Source organism: Nakamurella sp., from assembly GCF_044224575.1.
GTDB lineage: Bacteria > Actinomycetota > Actinomycetes > Mycobacteriales > Nakamurellaceae > Nakamurella.
On sequence record NZ_JBGAKE010000002.1, the window covers coordinates 298,909 to 321,738 of the forward strand.

At 69.6% G+C, this 22,830-nt stretch carries 17 protein-coding genes; 15 read left to right on the top strand and 2 right to left on the bottom strand.

The window, feature by feature from the left end:
- Nucleotides 1-83: 83 nt before the first annotated feature.
- The 5 genes from ACILSK_RS03595 to ACILSK_RS03615 all read left to right on the top strand — a co-directional run bounded on the left by ACILSK_RS03595 (nt 84) and on the right by ACILSK_RS03615 (nt 5,141).
- Complete coding sequence (locus tag ACILSK_RS03595) at nt 84-1,382, top strand: YncE family protein (RefSeq protein WP_395725743.1); 1,299 nt, start codon at nt 84-86, stop codon at nt 1,380-1,382.
- Between the two features lie 37 nt (nt 1,383-1,419).
- Nucleotides 1,420-2,049, top strand: a complete 630-nt coding sequence (locus ACILSK_RS03600; RefSeq protein WP_395725744.1) for a TIGR03085 family metal-binding protein — start codon at nt 1,420-1,422, stop codon at nt 2,047-2,049.
- A gap of 69 nt (nt 2,050-2,118) precedes the next feature.
- The gene (gene dapA / locus ACILSK_RS03605; protein ID WP_395725745.1) at nt 2,119-3,042 is read left to right on the top strand and encodes a 4-hydroxy-tetrahydrodipicolinate synthase; all 924 of its coding nucleotides are present in this window, start codon (nt 2,119-2,121) and stop codon (nt 3,040-3,042) included.
- 62 nt (nt 3,043-3,104) lie between these two features.
- Nucleotides 3,105-4,778, top strand: a complete 1,674-nt coding sequence (locus ACILSK_RS03610) for a ribonuclease J (RefSeq protein ID WP_395725840.1) — start codon at nt 3,105-3,107, stop codon at nt 4,776-4,778.
- Between the two features lie 3 nt (nt 4,779-4,781).
- Nucleotides 4,782-5,141, top strand: a complete 360-nt coding sequence (locus ACILSK_RS03615; protein WP_395725746.1) for a DUF952 domain-containing protein — start codon at nt 4,782-4,784, stop codon at nt 5,139-5,141.
- Nucleotides 5,142-5,428: 287 nt separating this feature from the next.
- Here ACILSK_RS03615 and ACILSK_RS03620 read toward each other — a convergent pair whose 3' ends face one another.
- Nucleotides 5,429-6,043, bottom strand: a complete 615-nt coding sequence (locus tag ACILSK_RS03620) for a TetR/AcrR family transcriptional regulator (protein WP_395725747.1) — start codon at nt 6,041-6,043, stop codon at nt 5,429-5,431.
- Between the two features lie 80 nt (nt 6,044-6,123).
- Between ACILSK_RS03620 and ACILSK_RS03625 the strand changes: the two genes are divergently transcribed.
- The 6 genes from ACILSK_RS03625 to cobA all read left to right on the top strand — a co-directional run bounded on the left by ACILSK_RS03625 (nt 6,124) and on the right by cobA (nt 15,400).
- A complete protein-coding gene (locus tag ACILSK_RS03625) occupies nt 6,124-6,966 on the top strand; it encodes an alpha/beta fold hydrolase (RefSeq protein WP_395725748.1) in 843 nt (280 codons plus the stop codon).
- Between the two features lie 243 nt (nt 6,967-7,209).
- Nucleotides 7,210-9,837 carry a molybdopterin oxidoreductase family protein gene (locus ACILSK_RS03630; RefSeq protein ID WP_395725749.1) on the top strand — a complete coding sequence of 876 codons (2,628 nt, stop codon included), beginning with the start codon at nt 7,210-7,212 and terminating at the stop codon, nt 9,835-9,837.
- Nucleotides 9,837-12,380: a nitrite reductase large subunit NirB gene (nirB, locus tag ACILSK_RS03635; protein WP_395725750.1), complete on the top strand. Its 2,544-nt coding sequence runs from the start codon at nt 9,837-9,839 to the stop codon at nt 12,378-12,380. The genes ACILSK_RS03630 and nirB overlap by 1 nt, the downstream gene beginning before the upstream one ends.
- Complete coding sequence (locus ACILSK_RS03640) at nt 12,377-12,709, top strand: Rieske (2Fe-2S) protein (protein WP_395725751.1); 333 nt, start codon at nt 12,377-12,379, stop codon at nt 12,707-12,709. Before nirB ends, ACILSK_RS03640 begins: the two co-directional genes overlap by 4 nt.
- Nucleotides 12,710-12,780: 71 nt before the next feature.
- A complete protein-coding gene (locus tag ACILSK_RS03645) occupies nt 12,781-14,190 on the top strand; it encodes a nitrate/nitrite transporter (RefSeq protein ID WP_395725752.1) in 1,410 nt (469 codons plus the stop codon).
- Nucleotides 14,183-15,400, top strand: coding sequence for a uroporphyrinogen-III C-methyltransferase (gene cobA / locus ACILSK_RS03650; protein ID WP_395725753.1), 1,218 nt, complete (start codon nt 14,183-14,185; stop codon nt 15,398-15,400). Before ACILSK_RS03645 ends, cobA begins: the two co-directional genes overlap by 8 nt.
- 14 nt (nt 15,401-15,414) lie before the next feature.
- Here the strand turns inward: cobA and ACILSK_RS03655 are convergent, their stop codons facing one another.
- Nucleotides 15,415-15,651 (bottom strand): hypothetical protein, encoded by a 237-nt coding sequence (locus ACILSK_RS03655; protein ID WP_395725754.1) that lies wholly within the window; start codon nt 15,649-15,651, stop codon nt 15,415-15,417.
- Nucleotides 15,652-15,820: 169 nt separating this feature from the next.
- Between ACILSK_RS03655 and ACILSK_RS03660 the strand changes: the two genes are divergently transcribed.
- The 4 genes from ACILSK_RS03660 to ACILSK_RS03675 all read left to right on the top strand — a co-directional run bounded on the left by ACILSK_RS03660 (nt 15,821) and on the right by ACILSK_RS03675 (nt 22,456).
- On the top strand, nt 15,821-16,207 hold the full coding sequence (locus ACILSK_RS03660; RefSeq protein ID WP_395725755.1) for a DUF6394 family protein: 387 nt from the start codon (nt 15,821-15,823) through the stop codon (nt 16,205-16,207).
- 3 nt (nt 16,208-16,210) lie between these two features.
- Nucleotides 16,211-18,034 carry an NAD-binding protein gene (locus ACILSK_RS03665; RefSeq protein WP_395725756.1) on the top strand — a complete coding sequence of 608 codons (1,824 nt, stop codon included), beginning with the start codon at nt 16,211-16,213 and terminating at the stop codon, nt 18,032-18,034.
- A gap of 351 nt (nt 18,035-18,385) precedes the next feature.
- Nucleotides 18,386-19,663: a mannose-6-phosphate isomerase, class I gene (manA, locus tag ACILSK_RS03670; RefSeq protein ID WP_395725757.1), complete on the top strand. Its 1,278-nt coding sequence runs from the start codon at nt 18,386-18,388 to the stop codon at nt 19,661-19,663.
- An 81-nt stretch (nt 19,664-19,744) separates the two neighbouring features.
- A complete protein-coding gene (locus tag ACILSK_RS03675; RefSeq protein WP_395725758.1) occupies nt 19,745-22,456 on the top strand; it encodes a DNA translocase FtsK in 2,712 nt (903 codons plus the stop codon).
- Nucleotides 22,457-22,830 lie beyond the last annotated feature (374 nt).

The following is a 22,830-nucleotide window of genomic DNA, read 5'->3' on the forward strand; positions in this document are numbered from 1 at the left end:
CGCGCTGCAACTGTGACCACACGGCTGCTGGCTACTCTCATCACCGGTTCGGGGCGGCGCCGGTATCGGGTGAAGGAGCACAAATGCGACGGACGGGCCTGGTCGGCGTCACGGTCCTGGTGATGGCGGTGACGGCCTGTTCCGCGGGCCCGACGGCAGCTCCCTCGACCTCGGACATCTCGGGCTCGGGCACGTCCGCCTCGGAAACGTCGGCGTCGGCGTCGGCGTCGCCCGAGTCGATGGACCACTCGACGATGTCGATGGACCCGATGCCCGCAGACCGGTCGGCGACCACCTTCGCGACCCCCGCCGCCCCGCCGGCCCCTTCGTCCGCGGCCGTCGACGTGCTGCCGGGCATGCCGCCGGTCACCGACCCGCACAACATCTACTCCGACGCCGGCGTGAACATGCTGGGTGCGAACGCGCAGAAGTCGAAGTCGTACGCCTATGTGCCGAACACCAAGTCCGGCGACGTCTGGGTGATCGACGCGCAGACCTTTCAGGTCGTCAACAAGTTCCATGTCGGCATCGAGGTGCAGCACGTGGTGCCGTCGTACGACATGAGCGCCCTGTACGCCACCGACGATCAGGGTGACGTCATCCGCCGGATCGACCCGTTCACCGGCGAGGCCGGCGACACCATTCCGGTGCTCGACCCGTACAACATGTACTTCACCCCGGACGGTAAGTACGCGATCTCGGTCGCCGAGAAGTACCGCACGCTGGTCTGGTACGACCCGACCACCTGGCAGGAGCTGTCCCGGCTGAACCTGCCCGACTGCCAGGGCGTCGACCACGGCGACTTCACCCCGGATGGCCGGACGGCCGTGTTCTCCTGCGAGTTCGACGGCCGGGTCGCGGTGGTCGACATGGAGAGCCGGTCGCTGGTCCGGATGATCGACATGCCGATCCGGAACACCACCATGGGCCCACAGGACCTGCGGATCGCGCCGGACGGTTCGAAGTTCTACATCGCCGACTCCGATTCGGACGGAGTCTGGGTGCTGGACAAGGATCTGCAGACGGTGACCAAACACATCCCGACGGGCGACGGTGCCCACGGCCTCTACTTCAGCCGGGACGCGACCAAGCTGTATGTCACCAACCGGCACGAAGGCTCGATCAGCGTGCTCGACGCCTCCACCGGTGACCCGATCACCACATGGCAGCTCCCCGGCGGAGGCAGCCCGGACATGGGCAACGTCAGCGCCGACGGCAGCCAGTTGTGGCTCTCCGGCCGGTACGACAACGTCGTGTACGTGATCAACACCACCGATGGAAGCCTGATCACGACCATCCCGGTCGGCAACGGTCCGCACGGCCTGGCCCTGATGCCCCAGCCGGGCCGCTACTCGATCGGGCACACGGGCATCACCCGCTGAGCCGAGCAGATCGGTCGTCGCCCGTACTGTGGGCACGATGAGCCTGGCCCGCACCGAACGCGCTGCCCTGGCCGACCTGTTCGAGCAGGTCGGCCCCGATCAACCCACCCTGTGCGAGGGCTGGCAGACCCTGGACCTGCTGATCCACCTGCTGGTTCGGGAACGCGACCCGCTCGGCGCGGTGGGCACCCAGGTCAAGCCGCTGCACGGCTTCACCGAGAAGGCGCAGGACAGCTATCGTGCCCGGCCCTGGGCCGACCTGATCAGCGAGTACCGGGGCGGTCCGCCGGCCTGGAACCCGACCGGCTGGGGGCCCCTCAACGATCTGGCCAACGGCGGCGAGATGTTCATCCATCACGAGGACGTCCGGCGCGGTCAGGCCGGCTGGCGACCACGTGAGCTGAGCCTGGCGGATACCGCCGAGCTGACCCGCAGCGTCAAGTCCGGCCTCTCCCGCCTGGCGCTGCGCAAGGCCCAAAGCGGCATCGTGGCTCAGCTGCCGGGTCAGGATCCGGTCGTGCTACGCAAGGGCGAGCCGGTTGTCACCCTGATCGGTGATCCTGGCGAGGTCGTCCTGTGGGTGTCCGGCCGGGATGCGGTGCAGATCGAGTTCGACGGCGATCCGGCGGCCGCCGGCAGCCTTCGGGTCCTGCAGCGAGGGTTCTGACCGGCCGGAGACGACGCCACCGCCGGGTGATGACGGACCGGCGCCCGCGGTGACGGTAGGTTTCCAGGTATGACGACGCTTTCCGCGGGGCCGGCCGGGCGGCCGGGCCGCCCGTTCGGCACCGTGCTGACCGCCATGGTCACCCCATTCACCGCCACCGGCGAGTTGGACGTGCACGCGACCGGCCTGCTCGCCGAGCGGCTGGTCAACGAGGGCAACAACGGGCTGGTGGTGAACGGCACCACCGGCGAGTCCCCGACCACCAGCGACGCCGAGAAGGAGACTGTCGTCCGCGCCGTCGTGGACGCGGTTGGTGACCGGGCCACCGTCGTGGCCGGTGTCGGCACCTACGACACCGCTCACTCGGTCAAGCTGGCCAAGGCCGCCGAGAAGGCCGGTGCGCATGGCGCCCTGGTCGTCACCCCGTACTACTCGCGCCCGCAGCAGGACGGCCTGCTGGCCCACTTCGCCGCTGTCGCCGACGCCAGCGACCTGCCGATCATGCTGTACGACATCCCCCCGCGGGCCGTGGTGGCGATCGCGCCGGAGACCCTGCTGCGGCTCGCCGAGCACCCGCGGATCACCGCGGTCAAGGATGCCAAGGGCGACCTTTATGCGGGATCCCAGGTGATGGCCGGCAGCGACCTGGCCTACTACTCCGGCGACGACCCGCTGAACCTGCCGTGGATGTCGGTGGGTGGCGTCGGCATCGTCAGCATCCTCGGGCATGTGCTCGGCCGGCACCTGCGGGCCATGGTGGATGCGGCCGAGGCCGGCGACTACGCCACGGCGCGCAAGCTGCATTACGACCTGATGCCGGCGCATCGTGCGATGGGCCGGTGCGGCGGCGGGTCCGGGCTGGTGTTCGCCAAGGCCGCGCTGCGTCTGCGCGGCTTCGGCGTCGGGGATCCGAGGCTGCCGCAGATCCCGGCGACACCCAAACAGACCGACTTGATCGCCCGGGACCTCGACGAGATCGGCCCGTTGCGGTGACGGCCCCGGCCGGTCCCGGATCCTCGTCGCCGGCCACCCGATCCGCTCAGGGTCGTGCCCGGATCAAGCGGGAACTACCTCGACCACCCGCGCGCGATGCGCTGCGGGTGGTCGCACTCGGCGGCATCGGCGAGATCGGCCGGAACATGACCGTGTACGAGTTCGACGGCCGCCTGCTGGTCGTCGACTGCGGGGTGCTGTTCCCTGAGGACGGTCAGCCCGGTGTCGATCTGATCCTGCCCGATCTGCGCCTCGTCGAGGATCGGATCGACGACATCGACGCGGTGGTCATCACCCACGGCCACGAGGACCACATCGGGGCCCTGCCGTGGTTGCTGCGGCTGCGCCCGGACCTGCCCGTGCTGGGCGCCCGGTTCTCCCTCGCGCTGATCGCCGCCAAGTGCCGCGAACACCGGCTGACGCCGACCCTGCAGGTCGTGGCCGAGGGCGACCGGCGCCGCATCGGCCCGTTCGATCTGCGGTTCTACGCGGTCAACCACTCCATCCCGGACGCCCTCGCGGTCAGTATCCGGACCCCGGCCGGCACCGTGCTGCACACCGGCGACATCAAGTTGGACCAGTTGCCGTTGGACGGTCGGCTGACCGACCTGGGCGGGTTCAACCGGCTGGGGGACAAGGGCGTCGATCTGTTCCTGGTCGACTCGACGAACGCGGAGGTCCCCGGGTTCGTCGCGCCGGAGCGGGAGATCGGCCCGGTGATGGACTCGTTCATCGCCAAGGCCACCCAACGGGTCATCGTCGCCTCGTTCGCCAGCCATGTGCACCGGGTGCAGCAAATGCTCGACTCGGCCTACCGGCACCACCGCAAGGTCGCCTTCGTCGGGCGGTCGATGGTCCGGAACATGCAGATCGCGCAGGATCTGGGCCTGCTCACGGTGCCGGACGGCCTGGTCCGGTCGCTGGACAAGGTGCTCGAGCTGCCGCCGGACCAGGTCATGCTGGTCTCCACCGGGTCGCAGGGTGAGCCGCTCTCGGCGCTGTCCCGGATGTCCCGGGGCGAGCACCGGCAGGTCAACCTGACCGCCGGGGACACGGTGATCCTGGCGTCGTCCATGATCCCCGGCAACGAGACCAGCGTGTTCACCATCATCAACGAGCTGGCCAAGATCGGCGTCACCGTCGTGCATCAGGGCATTGCCAAGGTGCACGTGTCGGGGCACGCCTCGGCCGGCGAGCTGCTCTACCTGTACAACGCGGTCCGTCCCAAGAACGTGATCCCCATCCATGGCGAGTGGCGGCACCTGCGGGCGCAGGCGAGGCTCGCGGTTGCCACGGGGGTGCCGCAGGATCGGGTGATTCTCGCGCCCAACGGCACCGTCGTCGACCTGCGGCAGGGCAAGGCGACGGTGGTCGGGCACGTCGAGGTCGGCATGGTGTACGTGGATGGCAACGCCGTCGGTGACGTCGGCGACAACACGCTGTCCGATCGGCTCGTGCTGGGCGAGGGCGGGTTCATCTCGATCACCGTCGCGATCGACACGCACACCGGCCGGGCCATGGCGTCGCCCACCATCTCCGGGCGCGGGTTCTCCGACGATCCCAAGGCGCTGCATGCCGTGGTGCCGCTGGTCGAGGCGGAGCTCGCGCGGACCGAGGCCGACGGCATCACCGACCCGCATCGGGTCGCGCAGGCGGTGCGCCGGGTGGTCGGGCGCTGGGTCGGCGACACCTACCGCCGCCGACCCATGATCGTGCCCACGGTGCTGGCGGTCTGACCGGTGGCCGAACCCATCTACCACTGCAGCCTGGTGGAGGACTGGGCGGCGGCCCGGGCGGCGGGGGAGTACACGGTCTCCACCCGCGGCCGGACGTTGGCGCAGGAGGGCTACCTGCATGCGTCCTACGCCGGGCAGGTCACCGGGGTGCTGGCGCGGTTCTACGCGGACGTGACCGAACCGATGGTGTTGTTGGTCATCGACCCGGATCGACTGACCGTGCCGGTGGTGCCGGAGAGCCCGCCCGGCGCGCAGGAGAAGTTCCCGCACATCTACGGACCGCTCACCGTGGATGCGGTCGTCGAGGTTCGGCCGTTGCGGCGCGGCGACTCCGGGTGGATCAGCCCGTCGCTCGTCAGCTGAATCAGCCCGGCCCAGCCATGGCGTCAGCGGGCGCGGACGCGCGCCGTCACCGGTTCGGCGGAAGCTGGCACCAGTTGGGTGGCCGGCCTTCGCAGTAGTGCGGCTGCCCGCAATGGCACAACGTCATATGGTGCAGTGGTCGGCCGCAGCACCAGCACAAGTTCCAGCTGTTCGCGGTGCGAGGGTTCGCGGCAGGGGTCACCGGCGGGAAGTGGGATCGATTCGGCAACGTGCGGGCCTCCTCTGGTCGCCCCGAGTATGCGACTCGTTGCGGCGAGGTTATAGCTCTATTTGGGTGATTCTGCCGTTCCTGGCCCGTCCCGCTGCCAGCCTGCGTAAAGCGTGTCGACGGCCGCGTGCAGCAGCTCCCGGGGCCGCGCCGGAACGGCCGCCGGAATCTGGCCCATCGCGCTCAGCCGGGCGATGCCGTAGGCGGTGCCCCACGCAGAGGTGCACCGGCGCAACACCTCCGCCTCCGAGGTGCCAGCCGGCTGGCAGCCTTCGACCGTGTCGTGCAGCACATTCCAGTAGGCGATCGCGGCCTGCTGCAGGAGGGGATGATCCGCCTTGGCGACCAGCGGGCCGTAGGCCAGGTCGTGCAGGTGCGGTTCCGACTCGATGAATTCGAGGTACGCGTTGAGTAGGGCGTGCAGCCGGTCGCGGGGGTCGGCACCGGCTGCCTCGACCGTGCGGGCGGCCACCTCCGCCGCCGACCGGAGTCCGGTGCCGGCAACGGCGGCGAGGAAGGTGCGTTTGTCGCCGAAGTGGACATAGGGCGCCTGATGGCTGACACCAACCTGCTGGGCGACCTTACGCAGGCTGAGCCGTTCGACGGGTGCCTCGCGGAGCGCAGCCACCGCTGTGGCGAGCAGCAGGTCGGTCAGCGCCGGATCCTCGGGCACCTACTCCTCCTGATGTTGTTGACAGTGTCAATGTAGCCGCCTATCGTCGGTTGACAGTGTCAAGTCCAGAGGTGGTCGCCATGTCTGTTGCCGAGTCCCGGACGCACCGCATCCGCACCACGGTGGGCCCACTGGAGGTGCTGGACAACGGCGGTGACCGCCCGGTCGCGGTGCTCTGGCACAGCCTGTTCGTCGACAACCGCAGCTGGTCGCGGGTCCAGGCCGACCTCGCCGTTGACCGCCGGTTGATCATGATCACCGGACCCGGCCATGGCGCCAGCGGTGACCCCGGTCGCCGGTACTCGCTGGCCGACTGCGCCGGGGCGGCGATCGAAGTCCTGGACACGATCGGCATCACGGGGCCGGTGGACTGGCTGGGCAACGCCTGGGGCGGCCATGTCGGCATCCTGGTGGCCGCCGACCGTCCCGACCGATGCCGCACGCTGACCACGGTGGGCACCCCGGTGCACGCCTATCCGCGTCGCGAGCGGCCGAACGTCTACCTGCTGCTGGCGATCCACCGGGTGGTCGGGCCGATCCGATTCCTCACCGGCAGTGTCGTCGATGTGCTGTTGTCCCCCCGCACCCGGGCGAAGGACCCGGAAGCGGTCGCGATCGCCGCGGACGGCTTCCGCGAGGCCGACGGGGCCGGAATGCGCAACGCGGTGGTCGGCATCTCCTTGCGCCGCCCGGACCTGACTCCGATCCTGCCGCGGATCCAGGCACCCACCCTGTTCGTCACCGGCACTGATCATCCCGGCTGGACCCCGGAGCAGGCGCGCACCGCCAGCCGGTTCCTCCGACAGGGCTCGGTGGCCGTGCTGGACGGCGCCGCCTATCTCGGGCCACTGGAGGCGCCGGCGGAGTGTGCCCGCGTGGTGCGCGAATTCTGGCGCGCCGAGGGTGCCGCGATCGAGGCTTGACGAGCCGCCCGGCCCGGGAGGACGCTGGACTCCGCGGCCCGTCGCCGAGCACCGGAACCGGTTGTGATGTCGATCACCGGTGGGACCGGCCAACTGCTGAGCCGTAACATCGCGAACCGCGCATGACCGGCCGGGCGGGTCTTCCGGGACTCCCTGTGTGTCGTCGGACCCGCACGGCTGACCTGCGGCGGTGAGCACAACACAATGCGCCCGTAACAGAGTGTGGCGGCCGTTGAAACATGGATGCCGACACTCGGAGAGGTGACCGCCGCCCCCGTTGTGCCCACAGCTCACGCTGTGCCGACAGCGACCCATTGCCCGTACTGCTCGCTGCAGTGCGGGATCACGATGGTGTCCGGGCCTAATCCGGCGGTCGTGCGGGCGAGCCTCCAGCCCCAGGAGGACTTTCCGACCAACCGCGGGGGACTGTGTGCCAAGGGCTGGACCGCCACCGAACTGCTGGACCACAAGGACCGGCTGCGCACCCCGTTGGTCCGCGAGATCGTCGGTGACCGCACGTCACCCCTGCGCCCGGCCACCTGGGACGAGGCGTTCGAGCGGATGGTCGCCGCGATCACCCAGACTCAGGAGGTGCACGGCCGCGATGCCGTCGGGGTCTTCGGCGGCGGCGGCCTGACCAACGAGAAGGCCTACGCGCTGGGCAAGTTCGCCCGGGTGGGGCTGCGAACGGCGATGATCGACTACAACGGCCGGTTCTGCATGTCCTCGGCCGCGACCGCCGGGAACAAGGCGTTCGGCATCGACCGGGGGCTGCCGTTCCCGCTTGCCGACATCGCCGATGCGGCGGCCGTCCTGCTGGTCGGGTCCAACCCGGCCGACACCATGCCGCCGGCCATGCAGTACTTCGACCAGGCCCGGGCCAACGGCGCCCGGCACATCGTGGTGGACCCGCGCCGCACCAGCACCGCGCAGGGCGCATCGCTGCATCTCGCTCCCGTTCCGGGCACCGACCTGGCCCTGGCGAATGGCCTGCTGCACATCGCGATTCGCGAGGGCTACCTGGACGAGACCTACATCGCCGAGCGCACCACCGGTTTCGCCGCGGTCAAGGCCGCCGTCAGCTCGTACTGGCCCGATTGGGTGGAGCGCACGACAGGGGTCAGCGTTGCCGACATGCGGGAAACCGTCCGGACTCTGGCCACGGCACCGTCGGCGATGATCCTCACCGCCCGCGGTGCCGAGCAGCACAGCAATGGCACCGACACCGCGCAGGCGTTCATCAACCTGGCCCTCGCGCTGGGCCTGCCGGGCAAGTGGGCGTCCGGTTACGGCACGGTCACCGGGCAGGGCAACGGGCAGGGCGGCCGCGAGCACGGGCAGAAGGCCGACCAGTTGCCCGGGTACCGCCGGCTGGACGACCCGCGAGCTCGCGCGCACGTCGCCGCCGTCTGGGGCATCGATCCGGACGAGCTGCCGATGCCCGGCACGTCGGCGTTCGAGATGCTGGACCGGCTCGGCACCGACGGGGGAGTGCGCACCCTGCTCGTGCTGGCGTCCAACGTCGTCGTCTCCGCGCCGGACGCCAATCGGATCCGGCACCGGCTCGAATCCCTGGACACGCTGATCGTTTCGGACATCTTCCTGTCCGAAACGGCGATGCTGGCCGACATCGTGCTGCCCACCGCCGAATGGGCGGAGGAGGAAGGCACGATGACCAACCTCGAGGGTCGGGTGATCCGCCGCAAGATGGTCCTGCCGCCGCCCGAGGGGATTCTCGACGATCTGCAGATGATCGTCGAACTGGCCACCAGACTGGGCCGCGGACAATACTTCTCGAACAAGCCGGCCGAGGTCTTCGAGGAGCTGCGGCGGGCCAGCGCCGGCGGCATCGCCGACTACGCCGGCATCACCTACGACCGGATCGAGGCCGAGCAGGGCGTGTTCTGGCCGTGCCCGGCCGAGGACCATCCGGGTACCCCGCGGCTGTTCACCGAGTCCTTCCCGACGCCGGACGGCAGGGCCCGGTTCATCCCGGTGGTGCACCGGGCGCCGGCCGAGACCCCCGATCCGTCCTACCCGTACGTGCTCACCACCGGCCGGCTCTTGCAGCAATACCAGAGCGGCACGCAGACCCGGCGCCTGTCGGGCACCATGGTGCCCGACCCGCACGTGCAGCTGCACCCGAGCCTGGCCCGCCGGCTGCGGATCGAACCCAGCGACCTGGTCGAACTCCGCACCCGCCGGGGTGTCGCGGTCTTCCGGGCCCAGGTCACCGACGCGATCCGGCCCGAGGTGCTGTTCGTCCCGTTCCACTGGGGCGGCGCCAACAACGCCAACTCACTGACCGTTCCGGACCTGGACCCGTACTCGCGGATGCCGGAATTCAAGGTGTGCGCCGTCGCCGCCCGCCGGATCGGCGGGCCCGACGACACCCAGCTCCTGACGGCCATGCCCGGCCAACCGGAGGTCCTGCCCTTCCGGGGCCGCGCCGCATCGACCGGCTCCACCCGCCGTGCCACCGGAAACCGCCGCCCGCACCCATCGAGATCGAAGGACACCCCCATGCATTCCAAGAATCGCTTCCTGCAGGGCATCTTCCCGTTCACGGGCGCCGGGGTGGACAAGCCCGCGCCGATCGACGCGACCCTGACGTACGTCGTGCCGGACGGCTCGGTGGCGCAGGCCCTGTACTTCCGCGGCGGCAACACCACCGACGAACTGATCACCGTTGTCCTCAAGCGGGACGGCGTGCCGATGCGGTACTTCCCGATCGGCGCCAAGTCCGACGTGCACGTCCCGCTGCGGGTCGTCGAGGACCTGATCGGCGGAACCGCCCTGGAACTGGCGATCGCCGCTCCGGACAAGCTGACCGGCACCGTGGTCCTGGACCTGGGGCTGGTGGAGGTCTGATGACGCTGGTCGACGACGACGCCCTGGAGGCGTACGAAGAGCAGTTCGAGCCGGGGGACGCCCGGCGCAAGCTGGTCGTGATCGGGAACGGGATGGCCGGCGCGCGCACGGTCGAGGAGATCCTGGCCCGGGGGGGCGCCGAGCAGTTCAGCGTCACCATGTTCGGCGACGAGCCGTACGGCAACTACAACCGGATCATGCTGTCCCACGTCCTGTCCGGCGAGGAGACCGAGACGGACATCTTCCTCAACAGCCTGGCCTGGTACACCGAGAACGACATCACCCTGTACGCCGGGGTGCGGGCCACCCGGATCGACCGGTTCGCCAAGATCGTCTACGCCGAACACACCGTGGACGGCACCAAGTACGAAACCCCCTACGACGAGCTGATCATCGCCACCGGCAGCCGTTCGTTCATCCCGCCGATCGACGGCGTGCGGATGGACGACGGGTCACTCAAGCCGGGCGTCTTCGCGTTCCGCACCATGGAAGACACCCAGGGGATGATCGCCTACGCCCAGCACGACGACCATCGCCGCGCCGTGGTCATCGGCGGCGGGCTGCTCGGCCTGGAGGCCGCGCGCGGCCTGCAGGGCTTCGGACTGCAGGTCGACGTGCTGCACGCCGGCCCGCACCTGATGAACGCCCAGATCGGCCCCGAGGGCGGGGACATCCTGCGCAAGAGCGTCGAGGATCTGGGCATCTACGTGCACTGCAAGGCCCGGACCACCTCCATCATGGGCGAGGAGAAGGTCGAGGGCGTCTGGATGGTCGACCATCCGTTGCTGGAGTGCGACATGGTCGTGGTGGCCGCCGGCATCCGGCCCAATGTCGACATCGCCGTCACCAGCGGGTTCACGGTCGAACGGGCGATCATCGTGGACGATCAGATGCGCACCGTCGACGATCCCGACGTCTACGCGGTCGGCGAGTGCGTGCAGCACCGGGGCGAGGTGTACGGCCTGGTGCAACCGTTGTGGGAGCAGGCCGTCGTGCTGGCCGAGCATCTCACCGGGACCGACCCGGACGCCGCCTATCACGGCTCGCGCACCTCCACCAAGCTCAAGGTGGCGGGCGTCGATGTGGCCGCGATGGGCGTGCAGGGCCCGGAGCGCGACACCGACGAGCACATCGTGTTCTCCGAGCCGCGCAAGGGCATCTACAAGTCACTGGTGATCCGGGACGAGAAGCTGATCGGTGCCACGATGCTCGGCGACACCTCCAAGGTCGCCTTCCTGATCCAGGCGTTCGACCGCGGCCTGCCGCTGCCCGAGGAGCGGCTGGAGATGCTGTTCAACCTCGGCACTCCGGCCGAGGAGGTCGGCGTCGCCGAACTCGCCGACGACGCCCAGGTGTGCAACTGCAACGGCGTCTCCAAAGGCGCCCTGGTCGCCTGCGTGGAGAGCGGCGTGAAGACCGTCGCCGGCGTGATGGACAAGACCCGGGCCGGCAAGGGCTGCGGCTCCTGCAAGAACATGGTCTGCCAGATCGTCGAATGGGCCGCCGGCGGCAAGGTCGAGGAGGACCCGTCGGCCAACTGGTACGTCCCCGGGATCCCCATGGACAAGCCCGATCTGATGAAGGCGATCCTGGAACAGGAACTCCGCTCGGTCTCCAGTGTGTTTGCCGCGCTCGCCCCGGACGGCGCCGAGGACGCCAAGTCGAAGATGGGGCTGGCCTCCCTGCTCAAGATGATCTGGGCGGAGCGGTACATCGACGAGAAGGACGCCAAGTTCATCAACGACCGGGTGCACGCCAACATCCAGAAGGACGGCACCTTCTCGGTCGTGCCCCAGATGAAGGGCGGCGTGACCACCCCGGAGCAGCTGCGCAAGATCGCCGACGTCGCCGAGAAATGGAACGTGCCGATGGTCAAGCTGACCGGCGGCCAACGGATCGACCTGCTCGGCATCCGCAAGGAGGACCTGCCCGGGGTCTGGGCCGACCTCGGCATGCCGTCCGGGTACGCCTACGGCAAGAGCTTCCGGACGGTGAAGACCTGTGTCGGCCAGGAGTTCTGCCGGTTCGGCGTCGGCGACTCGACCAACCTGGGCATCAAGATCGAGTCCCGGTTCCAGGGGCTGGAATCGCCGGCCAAGATCAAGATGGCGGTGACCGGCTGCCCGCGCAACTGCGCCGAGTCGTTGTGCAAGGACGTCGGCCTGGTCGCCATCGACGGCGGCCGGTGGGAGATCTACATCGGCGGCGCGGCCGGCGCGCACATCCGCAAGGGTGACCTGCTGGCCACGGTGGACGATCCCGACCTGGCGACGACGCTGAGCGGACGGTTCATCCAGTACTACCGGGAGAACGCCAAGTGGCTCGAGCGCACCTACGCGTTCGTGCCGCGGATGGGCATCGAGCACCTGCGTGAGGTGATCGTGGAGGACAGTCTCGGCATCGCCGCCGACCTGGACGCGCGCCTGCAGACCGCCGTCGACGGGTATAAGGACCCCTGGCAGGAAGGGGCGAAGCCGGCCACCCCCGGCCAGTTCCGCACCTCCCTGCCGCTGGAGGTCCTGCCCCAGGTGCCGGTTCGATGACCGCCGTCACCGATCCCGGCGCCGGCACCGCCCACCGGTTGGGCCCGCTGTCCCAGGTCCCGGCGGGGGAGGGCCGGGCGTTCGGCGTCGACGGCACCCAGGTCGCCGTCTTCCATCTGAGATCGGGCGCGGTTCACGCCGTCTCGGCGGTCTGCCCGCACAAGGGCGGCCCGCTGGCCGACGGCCAGATCGACGGCTCCGTCGTGATCTGCCCGCTGCACCTGAACGCCTGGGAGCTGGCCACCGGCTGTTCGCGCAGCGGTCAGCCCGATCTCCGGTCGTGGCGGGTGGACGTCGTCGACGACGAGATCGTCCTCTACTCGGTGTGATTCACCGTCCGGCGACCACCGAGTGTGCAGTACCAGCCTGATTCGCCCACCACAGAACAGGAACCGTGCCGATGAGCACCCCCGAGATCACCCCGGTCCAGGCCGACCTGGCGACCACGCCCGCCGACCCGGCGATCCCCAAGACCCACCACGGCAAGCACTGGATCGAGGATTGGCGTCCCGAGGATCCGGTCTTCTGGGCGGAGAAGGGTGCCCGGATCGCCAAGAAGAACCTGGTCTTCTCGGTGATCTCCGAGCACATCGGCTTCTCGGTCTGGTCGATGTGGTCGGTGCTGGTGCTGTTCCTCGGCCCGGAGTACGGCATCGACGCCGCCGGTAAATTCCTGTTGACCGCGCTGCCGACGCTGCTCGGCGCCGTGTTGCGGTTGCCGTACACGTTCGCGGTGGCCACCTTCGGCGGCCGCAACTGGACCATCATCTCGGCACTGCTGCTGCTCATCCCGACCATCGGTATCGTCATCGTGCTGCAGCCGGGGGTGGCCTACGGCACGCTGCTGTTCGTCGCCTGCCTGGCCGGCGTCGGTGGCGGCAACTTCGCCTCGTCCATGACCAACATCAACGCCTACTACCCGGCCCGGCTCAAGGGCTGGGCGCTGGGCATCAATGCCGGCGGCGGCAACATCGGCGTCCCGATGGTGCAGCTGATCGGCCTGCTCATCCTGGCCACCATCGGCGCGAGCTACCCGCGGGTGCTGCCGATCATCTACATCCCGCTGATCATCGCGGCCGCCGTCGGTGCGGCGATCAAGATGAACAACCTCACCGAGATGAAGAACTCGAAGCGGGCGATGCGGGACGTGGCCAAGGACCGCCACACCTGGGTGATCTCGCTGCTCTACATCGGCACCTTCGGTTCCTTCATCGGCTTCTCGTTCGCGTTCGGGCAGGTGCTCCAGGTGCAGTTCGCCGACATCTTCTCGACGCCGGTCAAGGCCGCGTACCTGACGTTCATCGGCCCTCTGATCGGCTCCCTCATCCGGCCCTACGGCGGGTCGCTGGCCGACAAGCTCGGCGGGGCGCGGGTCTCGTTCGTCAACTTCGTCGCCATGGCGCTCGGCGCGATCGTGGTGTTGGCCGCGTCGCTGATGCACTCGCTGCCGCTGTACCTGGTCGGCTTCATTATGTTGTTCGCGTTCAGCGGGCTGGGCAACGGGTCGGTCTACAAGATGATCCCGGCCATCTTCAAGGCCAAGTCGGGCCTGGAAATCACCCGCCAGGGAGCCGACCCGGCCACCTCGATGGCCAAGTCACAGCGCTACGCCGGTGCGCTGATCGGCATCGCCGGCGCCATCGGCGCGTTCGGTGGCGTGCTGGTGAACCTCGCCTTCCGGCAGTCCTTCCTGGCCACCAAGTCCGCCGACGCCGCCTACATCGGGTTCATCTGCTTCTACGCGGTGTGCTTCGCTGTCACCTGGTACGTGTACCTGCGCCCGTCCGGCAAGCGGCTCGAGGGTGTCTGAGCTGCTGCCCCTGCACCTGTCGCTGCACGGGCGGCGGGTGCTGGTGGCCGGCGGGGGGCCGGTGGCCGCCCGCAAGGTCGCCGCCGTGCTGGACGCCGGGGCCGACGTGCTGGTCGTCGCACCGTTCGCCTGCGAATCGATCGTCGACGGCGCGGCCGCCGGATTGCTGACCTGGCGGTGCGGTGAGTACCGGGTCGATGATCTGGACGGGGCGTGGCTGGTGTTCGCCGCGACCGGTGACCGGCCGGCCGATGAGACCGTCGCCGCGGATGCCGAGGCTCGCCAGGTGTTCTGCGTGCGCGCCGATGACGCCGCCACCGGCAGTGCCCGGTCGGCCGCGGTGGTGCGACGGGACGACGTGCTCGTCTCCGTCGGCTCCGCCGGCGCCGCCGATCCCCGGCGGGCGGTCGCGGTGCGGGACGCCATCGCCGCGTCCCTGGACGCCGGCGCCCTGCCCGTGCGGCGGCAGCGGCCCGGCCCGGGCCGGGTGGTGCTGGTCGGCGGCGGGCCCGGTGACGGCGACCTGCTCACCCTGCGCGGACGGCGCGAGCTCGCGGCCGCCGACGTGGTGGTCGTCGACCGGCTCGCGCCCCGGTCCGTGCTCGACGAGCTGGGGCCGGGGGTGCTGATTCTGGACGTCGGCAAGGCCCCCGGCCGGCATCCGGTGCCGCAGACCGAGATCAACCGGCTGCTGGTCGAGCACGCGCAGGCCGGGCGGCGGGTGGTGCGGCTCAAGGGCGGCGACCCGTTCGTCCTCGGTCGTGGCGGCGAGGAGGTCGCCGCCTGCCGGGAGGCCGGCGTCGACGTGTCCGTGGTGCCCGGCGTGACCAGCGCCTTCGCCGTTCCGGCCGCGGCCGGTATCCCGGTGACCAACCGCGGCCAGTCCCGGCAGGTCACGGTCATCTCCGGGCACGACGCGGTCACCCCCGACGGGCTGCCCGTCGATCTGGACTGGGCGGCGCTGGCCCGGGGTCACGGAACGCTGGTGGTGCTGATGGGGGTAGCTGCCCTCCCCGTGATCGCCGCCGGGCTGCTCGGTGCGGGCTTGGACCCGGCCACGCCGGTGGCGATCGTGGAGAACGGGTGGACCCCCGCCCAGCGGGTGACCGCCGGCCGCCTCGACGAGATCGCCGAGCTGGCCCGGGGCGCGGGCGTCGAGTCGCCGGCGGTGATCGTCATCGGTGCGGTGGCCGGACACGCCCAGGCCTGACCCTCGCCGCCGGCTCACTGCATCGACGTGAGCTGCGCCTGGTAGGCGAGCAGGCCCCCGACCAGCACGGCCAGCGCGATGAATCCGACCAGCAGCGCAACCCTCCCGCCCCGCTGACCGAACACGTCCTGCCAGGCCGTCAAGCGGTCCGTCTCGTACCGGAAGCGGCGCCAGTGCAGCAGCATCCAGAAGATCAGCCCGAGGATGACCACGAGCGCGGCGAAGACGACGACGATGGTGAGGGTATGCATCTCGCCTCCAGGGTCGGGACCCGATGCGGACGACCGGTCTGCTTCTCGATGGTTCCCCGATCGTGCTGCGGTCACCACCCCCGTGGAGCGGGAAGACGGCCCAGGGGTGATCATCTTGGAGTGCGCGGGCATCGCCACGCATCCGCATGGTCCGGTCAGGGGGTGATCGATGAACCTCGAGAAGGTCATCTTCGGCTTCTTCGTGCTGCTCGCGGCGACGCTGAACTTCGGTTTCTTCCTGGGCGACATCGCCGTCCCGGAGCTGCACAACATCTACGAGCTGTTCGGCGCGCTGGTGGTCAGCCTGATCGCCACGGTCCTCAAGTTCGGTGACCGGACCCAGCTGGGCGCGACCCATCTGGCCACCAGCCTGGTCGCCGACCTGCAGCTGATCTGCGCCGCGCTGGTCTGGGGGTACGCGGCCAACGTGTCCAGCCACGGCGTCACCGGCGAGGCGATGGCCAGTGTGGTCTCGTTGTCCGGCGGGGCGCTGCTGGCCAACCTGGTGTCGGTGATCCTGCTGGTGGTCGAGACCGTGTCCTTCCACCGGCGCTGACCCATGTCGAACGTCCTGCAGATCTTCTGGAAGCAGATGTTCGGGGACGACGAGCGGGAGAGCCGACCCCGGCTCCGCCGCCGGATCACGGTGGACGACGAGCCCGCCGCCACCAACACGATCTTCATCGTCATGCGGCGGATGCGGGCCCCGCTGATCATCCTGATCGTGATCTTCTCGATCACCGTCTTCGGCATGTCGTTGATTCCGGCGACCGATCCCGAGGGCCGCCCGTACCACATGTCGATCTTCGAGTCGTTGTACTTCATGAGCTACACGGCCTCGACCATCGGCTACGGCGAGCTGCCGTTCCCGTTCAATGCCAACCAGCGGATGTGGACGACGATCTCCATCTACCTGCTGGTGATCGGGTGGGCGTATGCGATCGGCTCGCTGCTGACCCTCATCCAGGACCGGACCTTCCGGCAGGCGCTCGCGTTGCAGCGGTTCCGCCGCAAGGTGCGCCGGCTGCGCGAACCGTTCCTGCTGTTCGCCGGCTACGGGCAGACCGGGGAATTGCTGGGCAAGGCGTTCGACGGGATGGGCCAGCAGTTCGTCGTCATCGACTCGAAGTCCGAGCGGATCGACTCGCTGGACCTGGTCGCGTACCACGCGGATGTGCCGGCGCTGGCCGGCGATGTGCGCAACCCGCATCACCTGGCGATCGCCGGCCTGGACAATCCGTACTGCTCCGGAGTGGTGGCGCTGACCAGCGACGACGACGTGAACCTGCACGTGATCATGGCCGCCGCCCTGCTCCGGCCGGAGTTGCCGGTGATCGCCCGGGTGGTGTCGCCGACCATCGAGTACCGGATGCGCGCGTTCGGCAACCCATCCCTGGTCAACCCGTTCGACCGGTTCGGCGACCACCTGCGGCTGGCGCTGCGCGCGCCCGCCTCGTACCAGTTGCTCACCTGGTTGGAAAGCGGTCCCGGCGCGGACCGGCCACGCCGGGCCCGACCGCCGACCAAGGGCCGCTGGGTGCTGGCCGGCTACGGCCGGTTCGGCAAGGAACTGGTCAAGGACCTGCGGGACGAGGGGCTGGCCGTCACCATCATCGATCCGTTGGGAAGTTCTGACGACCCGGCCGTGATCGTCGGCGACGCCTCCGAACCGTCGGTGCTCAAGCGGGCCGACCTGGCCACCGCCGTCGGCTTCGTCGCCGGCACCGACAACGACACCACCAACCTGTCGCTGGTCGCCACCGCTCGGAAGATCAACCCGACGTTGTTCGTGGCCGCCCGGCAGAACCTGCAGATCAGCTCGCCGCTGTTCCATGCGATGGACCCGGACTCGTTACTGGTCCCCACCGAGGTCGTCGCCCACGAGATGTACGCCCAGTTGTCCACCCCACTGTTGTGGCGGTTCGTCCAGGAGATCCCGGCGATGGGCGACGAGTGGGCCTCGCGGACGCTGGAACGGATCACCGGGTCCTGCGGGCGCCGGCTGCAGGAACTGTGGAAGGAGCGGCTGGTCCCGGGCGAGGCGCCGGCCCTGCGTCGGTGGCTGCTCGACGACGAGGTCCGGCTGGGGGACGTGCTCCGCGACCCGGACGACCGGTCCACCCGGTTGGACGTCGTGGCCCTGCTCGTCCAGCGGGGATCCGGACACGACGCGGAGATTCAACTCACCCCCGACGACGATTTCGTACTGCGGGCCGACGACGAGCTCCTGCTGGCCGGCCGGACGACCGACCGGCACGCCCTGGAAACGACCCTGTTCGACGACGCCGCCTGCGAGTACGTGCTGTACGACCGGCACGTGCCGTCGAGCTGGGTCTGGCGCAAGCTGTCCAGGCGCACCCGGTCGCGTCATCCGGTGGCGTGAGCGAGCGGCAGCGAGTGAACCGTCAGCACCGACACCGTTCCCGTGGCCCGGTGGCCGAGCTGGCGAGGCGGCCGGGGGAGGGACCGGCGTGAGCGAGCGGCAGCGAGTGAACCGTCAGCACCGACACCGTTCCCGTGGCCCGGTGGCCGAGCTGGCGAGGCGGCCGGGGGAGGGACCGGCGTGAGCGAGCGGCAGCGAGTGAACCGTCAGCTCGGTGGGACGCGTCACAGTGATCGCACCCGGAGTTCGCTGGGACGTCTGGTGAAGCATCCACGTTGACATCTGGGTGCCATCTGGTCGGCAACGGTGACGCCAGTGACCCGTCGTTGCTGCGCGAAAGGAATTCCGGCCATGTTTTTGATGAAGAACCAGGTGCGTCCCTACGCCTGGGGATCGCGGACCGCGATCTCCGGCCTGCTCGGGGGACCGGTGCCGTCGAACGAGCCCCAGGCCGAACTCTGGGTCGGCGCCCACCCGGGGGACTCGTCGGTGCTGGTGCGGCCGGGCGACGAGCGGCCGTTGCTGCATGCCGTCGCCGACGACCCGAACGGCACCCTCGGTCCGCAGGTGGCCCGCGAGTTCGACGACAGCTTCCCGTTCCTGCTCAAGCTGCTCGCCGCGGACGCGCCGCTGTCCCTGCAGGCGCACCCGACGATGGACCAGGCCCGGGCCGGCTTCGACGCCGAGAACACGGCCGGGGTGCCGGTGGACGCACCGTTCCGTAACTACAAGGACCGCTCGCACAAGCCGGAACTGATGTACGCCCTGACCGAGTTCGAGGCATTGTGCGGCTTCCGCCCGACCGTGACCACCGTGCGGTTGCTGGACGAGCTGGGCACGCCGGTGCTCGGTGACGTCCGGTCCGCCCTGGTCGAGCAGCCCGGAGAACCCGGTCTGCGGGAGGTCGTCACCTCGCTGCTGGAGGCAGATCGCGCGGCCATCGCGCCCACCGTTGACTCCGTCGCCGCCGCCTGTCGGGCTCGCGCCGGATCCGGCGGTGAATTCGCCCGGGAGTACGCGATGGCCGCCCGGCTGGCCGACCACTACCCGGGTGATCCCGGCGTGCTCATCGCCCTGCTGATGAACCGGATCGAGCTGGCCCCGGGCGAGGCCGTCTACCTGCCCGCCGGCAACATGCACGCCTACCTGTCCGGCTTCGGTGTCGAGATCATGGCCAGCTCGGACAACGTGCTGCGCGGCGGGTTGACCACCAAGCACGTGGACGTCGCCGAACTGTCTGCCGTCGTGTCCTTCGCCCCGGGTGACCCGATGCTGGTGACCGGCGTCCCGGTTGCCCCGGGTGAGGTCGCCTTCCGCACGCCGGCCCCCGAATTCGCCCTGTCCCGCGTCCGGGTCGACGAGGTCGGCCGGGTGCTCGAGCACACCGGACCGCAGATCCTGCTGGTGACCGAGGGAACCCTGACCCTGACCGACGCGCAGGGCAACGACCTGTCGGTCGGTCCCGGTCGGTCGGTGTTCCTCCCGGCGCGCCAGGGTCCGGTGCGGGTGCACGGTGCCGGCACCCTGTTCCGGGCCACCGACGGGCTGCTCGAGCGGGACGCGGTCTCGTCGACCGCCCCCATCGAGCCGGCCGCACCGGCCGAGGTTGCCCTCTCCCTGGCCTCCTGACCCACGCCGCCCGGCCTCGTCCAGTCCCGGGACCCGGTGTGGCACGTGGGGTTGATGTGACCGGCCGGATACGTTAGCGAGATGGCTGCGAAGTCCCCGGCAACCCGGTCCTCAGGCGCGCGTTCGACGGCGCGAACGTCGGCGGGGTCGGGGCGGCGTTCGTCATCAGCAAACGCGCCGTCGGCCAGCACGTCGTCCGGAGGCGGGCGAGGTCGGTCGGGCAAGTCCGGCACACCGCGGTCGGGCTCGAGCAAGGGTCGCTCGGCGGCGCCGACCAAGACCTGGCAGAACCCGGGGGTCCGCGAACCGTCGCCGGTGGTCACCGGAATCAAGGGGTTGGGCCGCGGGCTGCGCCGATTGTGGCTGCTCGTCGCGCGCTGGTGCGGGCAGCTGGCTCGAGCGGTCGGCGCCGGCGCGTCGGCCACCCGGTCCATCGATTCGTCCCACAAGCGCGATGGGCTGGCCCTTGGTCTGCTCGCGGTCGCGCTGGTCTGCGCGGTCGGCACCTGGCTGGGGGCCGCCGGTCCGATCGGTGCGCTGGCCGACGACGCCGTCCGCGTCTGGTTCGGGATGCTGGCCTACGTGTTCCCGGTTGCGCTGGTCGTGCTCGCCGTGGTTCTGATGCGCTCCCAGCCCGACCCCGGCCATCGCCCCCGGCGGGTCGCCGGTGGCATCGCCGTCGTGCTCAGCGCGGCCGGCGTGTTGCACGTGCTGCACGCGGCTCGGCTGGATCCCGGCGCGGCTGATTCGACCGGTCAGCGGATGGACGCCGGCGGCACGGTCGGCTGGCTCGTCGGCCAGCCGTTGTACGTCGGGATCACCGCCGTGCCGGCGATCCTCCTGCTGGTTCTGCTGGGCCTGTTCGGCCTGCTGCTCATCCTGGGCATCTCGCTGGCCGACGTGCCCCGGCTCATTCAGGGTGGCTGGCGGGAGTACGGCGGGCATCGGTCGGGCGGGGCCGGCGACGACGACCGGGACCCGCGGAGCGACGACGACCATCCGCTCGATCCGGACGCCCCGCCGGCCGCGCCCCGGCTGCGCCGGCCGGCGCGGCGCCGGCAGGCGGTGGACGCGAACGCCACCGATGGGGCGGAGCCGTCGCACCGCGATGAGGAGCCGCTGACCCGCCCGATCCTGCCCGTCCAGCCGACGCCCCCGCAGGATCCGCCCACCGCCCGGATCTCTCGCTCCCGCACGGCCAAGGCGGCCGGGGTACCGACGCCGCCGGCGAAGGGTGCGGCCGAACCCGCATTCACCGAGACGGCGACGAAGCAACTTCCGGTGCTCACCCCGGGTCCGGCGGGCGGGTACCAGTTGCCGCCGCCCGGCCTGCTGAAGTTGGGGGCGCCGCCGAAGGTTTCCTCGTCCGCCAATGACGACATGATCAACCGGATTACCGGGGTCCTCGAACAGTTCAACATCGATGCGGCGGTGACCGGGTTCACCCGCGGGCCGACGGTCACCCGGTACGAGGTCGAGCTCGGGCCGGGCGTCAAGGTCGAGAAGATCACCGCGCTGACCCGCAACATTGCCTACGCCGCGGCCACCGAGAGTGTGCGGTTGCTGGCGCCGATCCCGGGCAAGTCCGCCGTCGGCATCGAGGTGCCCAACACCGACCGGGAGATGGTGCGGCTGGGTGACGTGCTGGCCGCTCCCGATGCTCGCACCGACCACCATCCGCTGGTGGTCGGACTCGGGAAGGACGTTGAGGGCAACTTCGTCACCGCCAACCTCGCCAAGACCCCGCACCTGTTGGTGGCCGGCGCGACCGGGTCGGGCAAGTCGTCCTTCGTCAACTCGATGCTGGTGTCGCTGCTGGAACGGGCCAGCCCGGAAGAAGTCCGGATGGTCCTGGTCGACCCGAAAATGGTCGAGTTGACTCCTTACGAGGGCATTCCGCACCTCATCACGCCCATCATCACCCAGCCGAAGAAGGCGGCCGCGGCGCTGGCCTGGCTGGTCGAGGAAATGGAGCAGCGGTACCAGGACATGCTGGCGCACGGCGTCCGGCACGTCGACGACTTCAACAAGAAGGTGCGCAACGGGCAAATCGTCACCCCGCCCGGGTCGGAGCGCGTCTACAAGCCCTACCCGTACATCCTGGGCATCATCGATGAGCTGGCCGACCTGATGATGACCGCGCCACGGGACGTCGAGGACGCCATCGTCCGGATCACCCAGAAGGCCCGGGCCGCCGGCATCCACCTGGTGCTGGCCACCCAGCGGCCGTCCGTCGACGTGGTCACCGGTCTGATCAAGACCAACGTGCCGTCCCGGCTGGCCTTTGCCACGTCGTCCCTGACGGACTCGCGGGTCATCCTGGACCAGCCGGGCGCGGAGAAGCTGATCGGCATGGGCGACGGCCTGTACCTGCCGATGGGCGCGTCCAAGCCGGTCCGCATTCAGGGGGCGTACGTCTCTGACGAGGAGATCACCGCGATCGTCGACTTCGTCAAGGAGCAGGCGCAACCGGACTACACCGACGGCGTCACCGTCGCCAAGGCCGATCCGGCCAAGGACGTCGACCCGGACATCGGCGGCGACCTGGATCTGTTGCTGGAGGCGATCAACCTGGTGGTGACCTCGCAGCTGGGCTCCACCTCGATGCTGCAGCGCAAGCTGCGGGTCGGCTTCGCCAAGGCCGGGCGGCTGATGGACCTGATGGAGACTCGCGGCATCGTCGGGCCGTCCGAGGGCTCCAAGGCGCGCGAGGTGCTCATCAAGACGGACGAACTGGACGAGGTCCTGGCGTCGGTGGCCGGGGTGCCGGAGCCGGTTCCGGACGAAATCTGACGAAATCCACCGCAACCGGTCGAATTCTATGATTTCGACCGATTTGCTAGGATTCAGGTGTCGCTTTCCGCCTTTTCCGCGTCGAAACATGAATGTGACGAAACCGATTTATTCTGTGGTCTTTTCGCATGTCCACCGACCGGCGGCCGGATCTGATCGGGTGAATCGCCGCGGGGGTCGGATGGTCACATCGAAGACATTCGTGGGACCCATTCGCCCGATCGGCGCAGGGAGACCGCGATCTGTCACGAAACGCGCACCTTCAGGGCCAATATTTGCTGAGACATCGTTCACAGCCTCATTTGGTGGTGACGCTGGGCGATCAGATCACGTATCGTAGGACCTGCGTCCGCGGGATCGGTATTCCAATGGGG

What these genes read in the sequence shown, in the direction of transcription:
- ACILSK_RS03595 (WP_395725743.1), top strand. Translation starts at nt 84, where the DNA reads ATGCGACGGACGGGCCTGGTCGGCGTCACGGTCCTGGTGATGGCGGTG.
- ACILSK_RS03600 (WP_395725744.1), top strand. Translation starts at nt 1,420, where the DNA reads ATGAGCCTGGCCCGCACCGAACGCGCTGCCCTGGCCGACCTGTTCGAG.
- dapA (WP_395725745.1), top strand. Translation starts at nt 2,119, where the DNA reads ATGACGACGCTTTCCGCGGGGCCGGCCGGGCGGCCGGGCCGCCCGTTC.
- ACILSK_RS03625 (WP_395725748.1), top strand. Translation starts at nt 6,124, where the DNA reads ATGTCTGTTGCCGAGTCCCGGACGCACCGCATCCGCACCACGGTGGGC.
- ACILSK_RS03630 (WP_395725749.1), top strand. Translation starts at nt 7,210, where the DNA reads ATGCCGACACTCGGAGAGGTGACCGCCGCCCCCGTTGTGCCCACAGCT.
- nirB (WP_395725750.1), top strand. Translation starts at nt 9,837, where the DNA reads ATGACGCTGGTCGACGACGACGCCCTGGAGGCGTACGAAGAGCAGTTC.
- ACILSK_RS03640 (WP_395725751.1), top strand. Translation starts at nt 12,377, where the DNA reads ATGACCGCCGTCACCGATCCCGGCGCCGGCACCGCCCACCGGTTGGGC.
- ACILSK_RS03645 (WP_395725752.1), top strand. Translation starts at nt 12,781, where the DNA reads ATGAGCACCCCCGAGATCACCCCGGTCCAGGCCGACCTGGCGACCACG.
- ACILSK_RS03655 (WP_395725754.1), bottom strand. Translation starts at nt 15,651, where the DNA reads ATGCATACCCTCACCATCGTCGTCGTCTTCGCCGCGCTCGTGGTCATC.
- ACILSK_RS03660 (WP_395725755.1), top strand. Translation starts at nt 15,821, where the DNA reads ATGAACCTCGAGAAGGTCATCTTCGGCTTCTTCGTGCTGCTCGCGGCG.
- ACILSK_RS03665 (WP_395725756.1), top strand. Translation starts at nt 16,211, where the DNA reads ATGTCGAACGTCCTGCAGATCTTCTGGAAGCAGATGTTCGGGGACGAC.
- manA (WP_395725757.1), top strand. Translation starts at nt 18,386, where the DNA reads ATGTTTTTGATGAAGAACCAGGTGCGTCCCTACGCCTGGGGATCGCGG.
- ACILSK_RS03675 (WP_395725758.1), top strand. Translation starts at nt 19,745, where the DNA reads ATGGCTGCGAAGTCCCCGGCAACCCGGTCCTCAGGCGCGCGTTCGACG.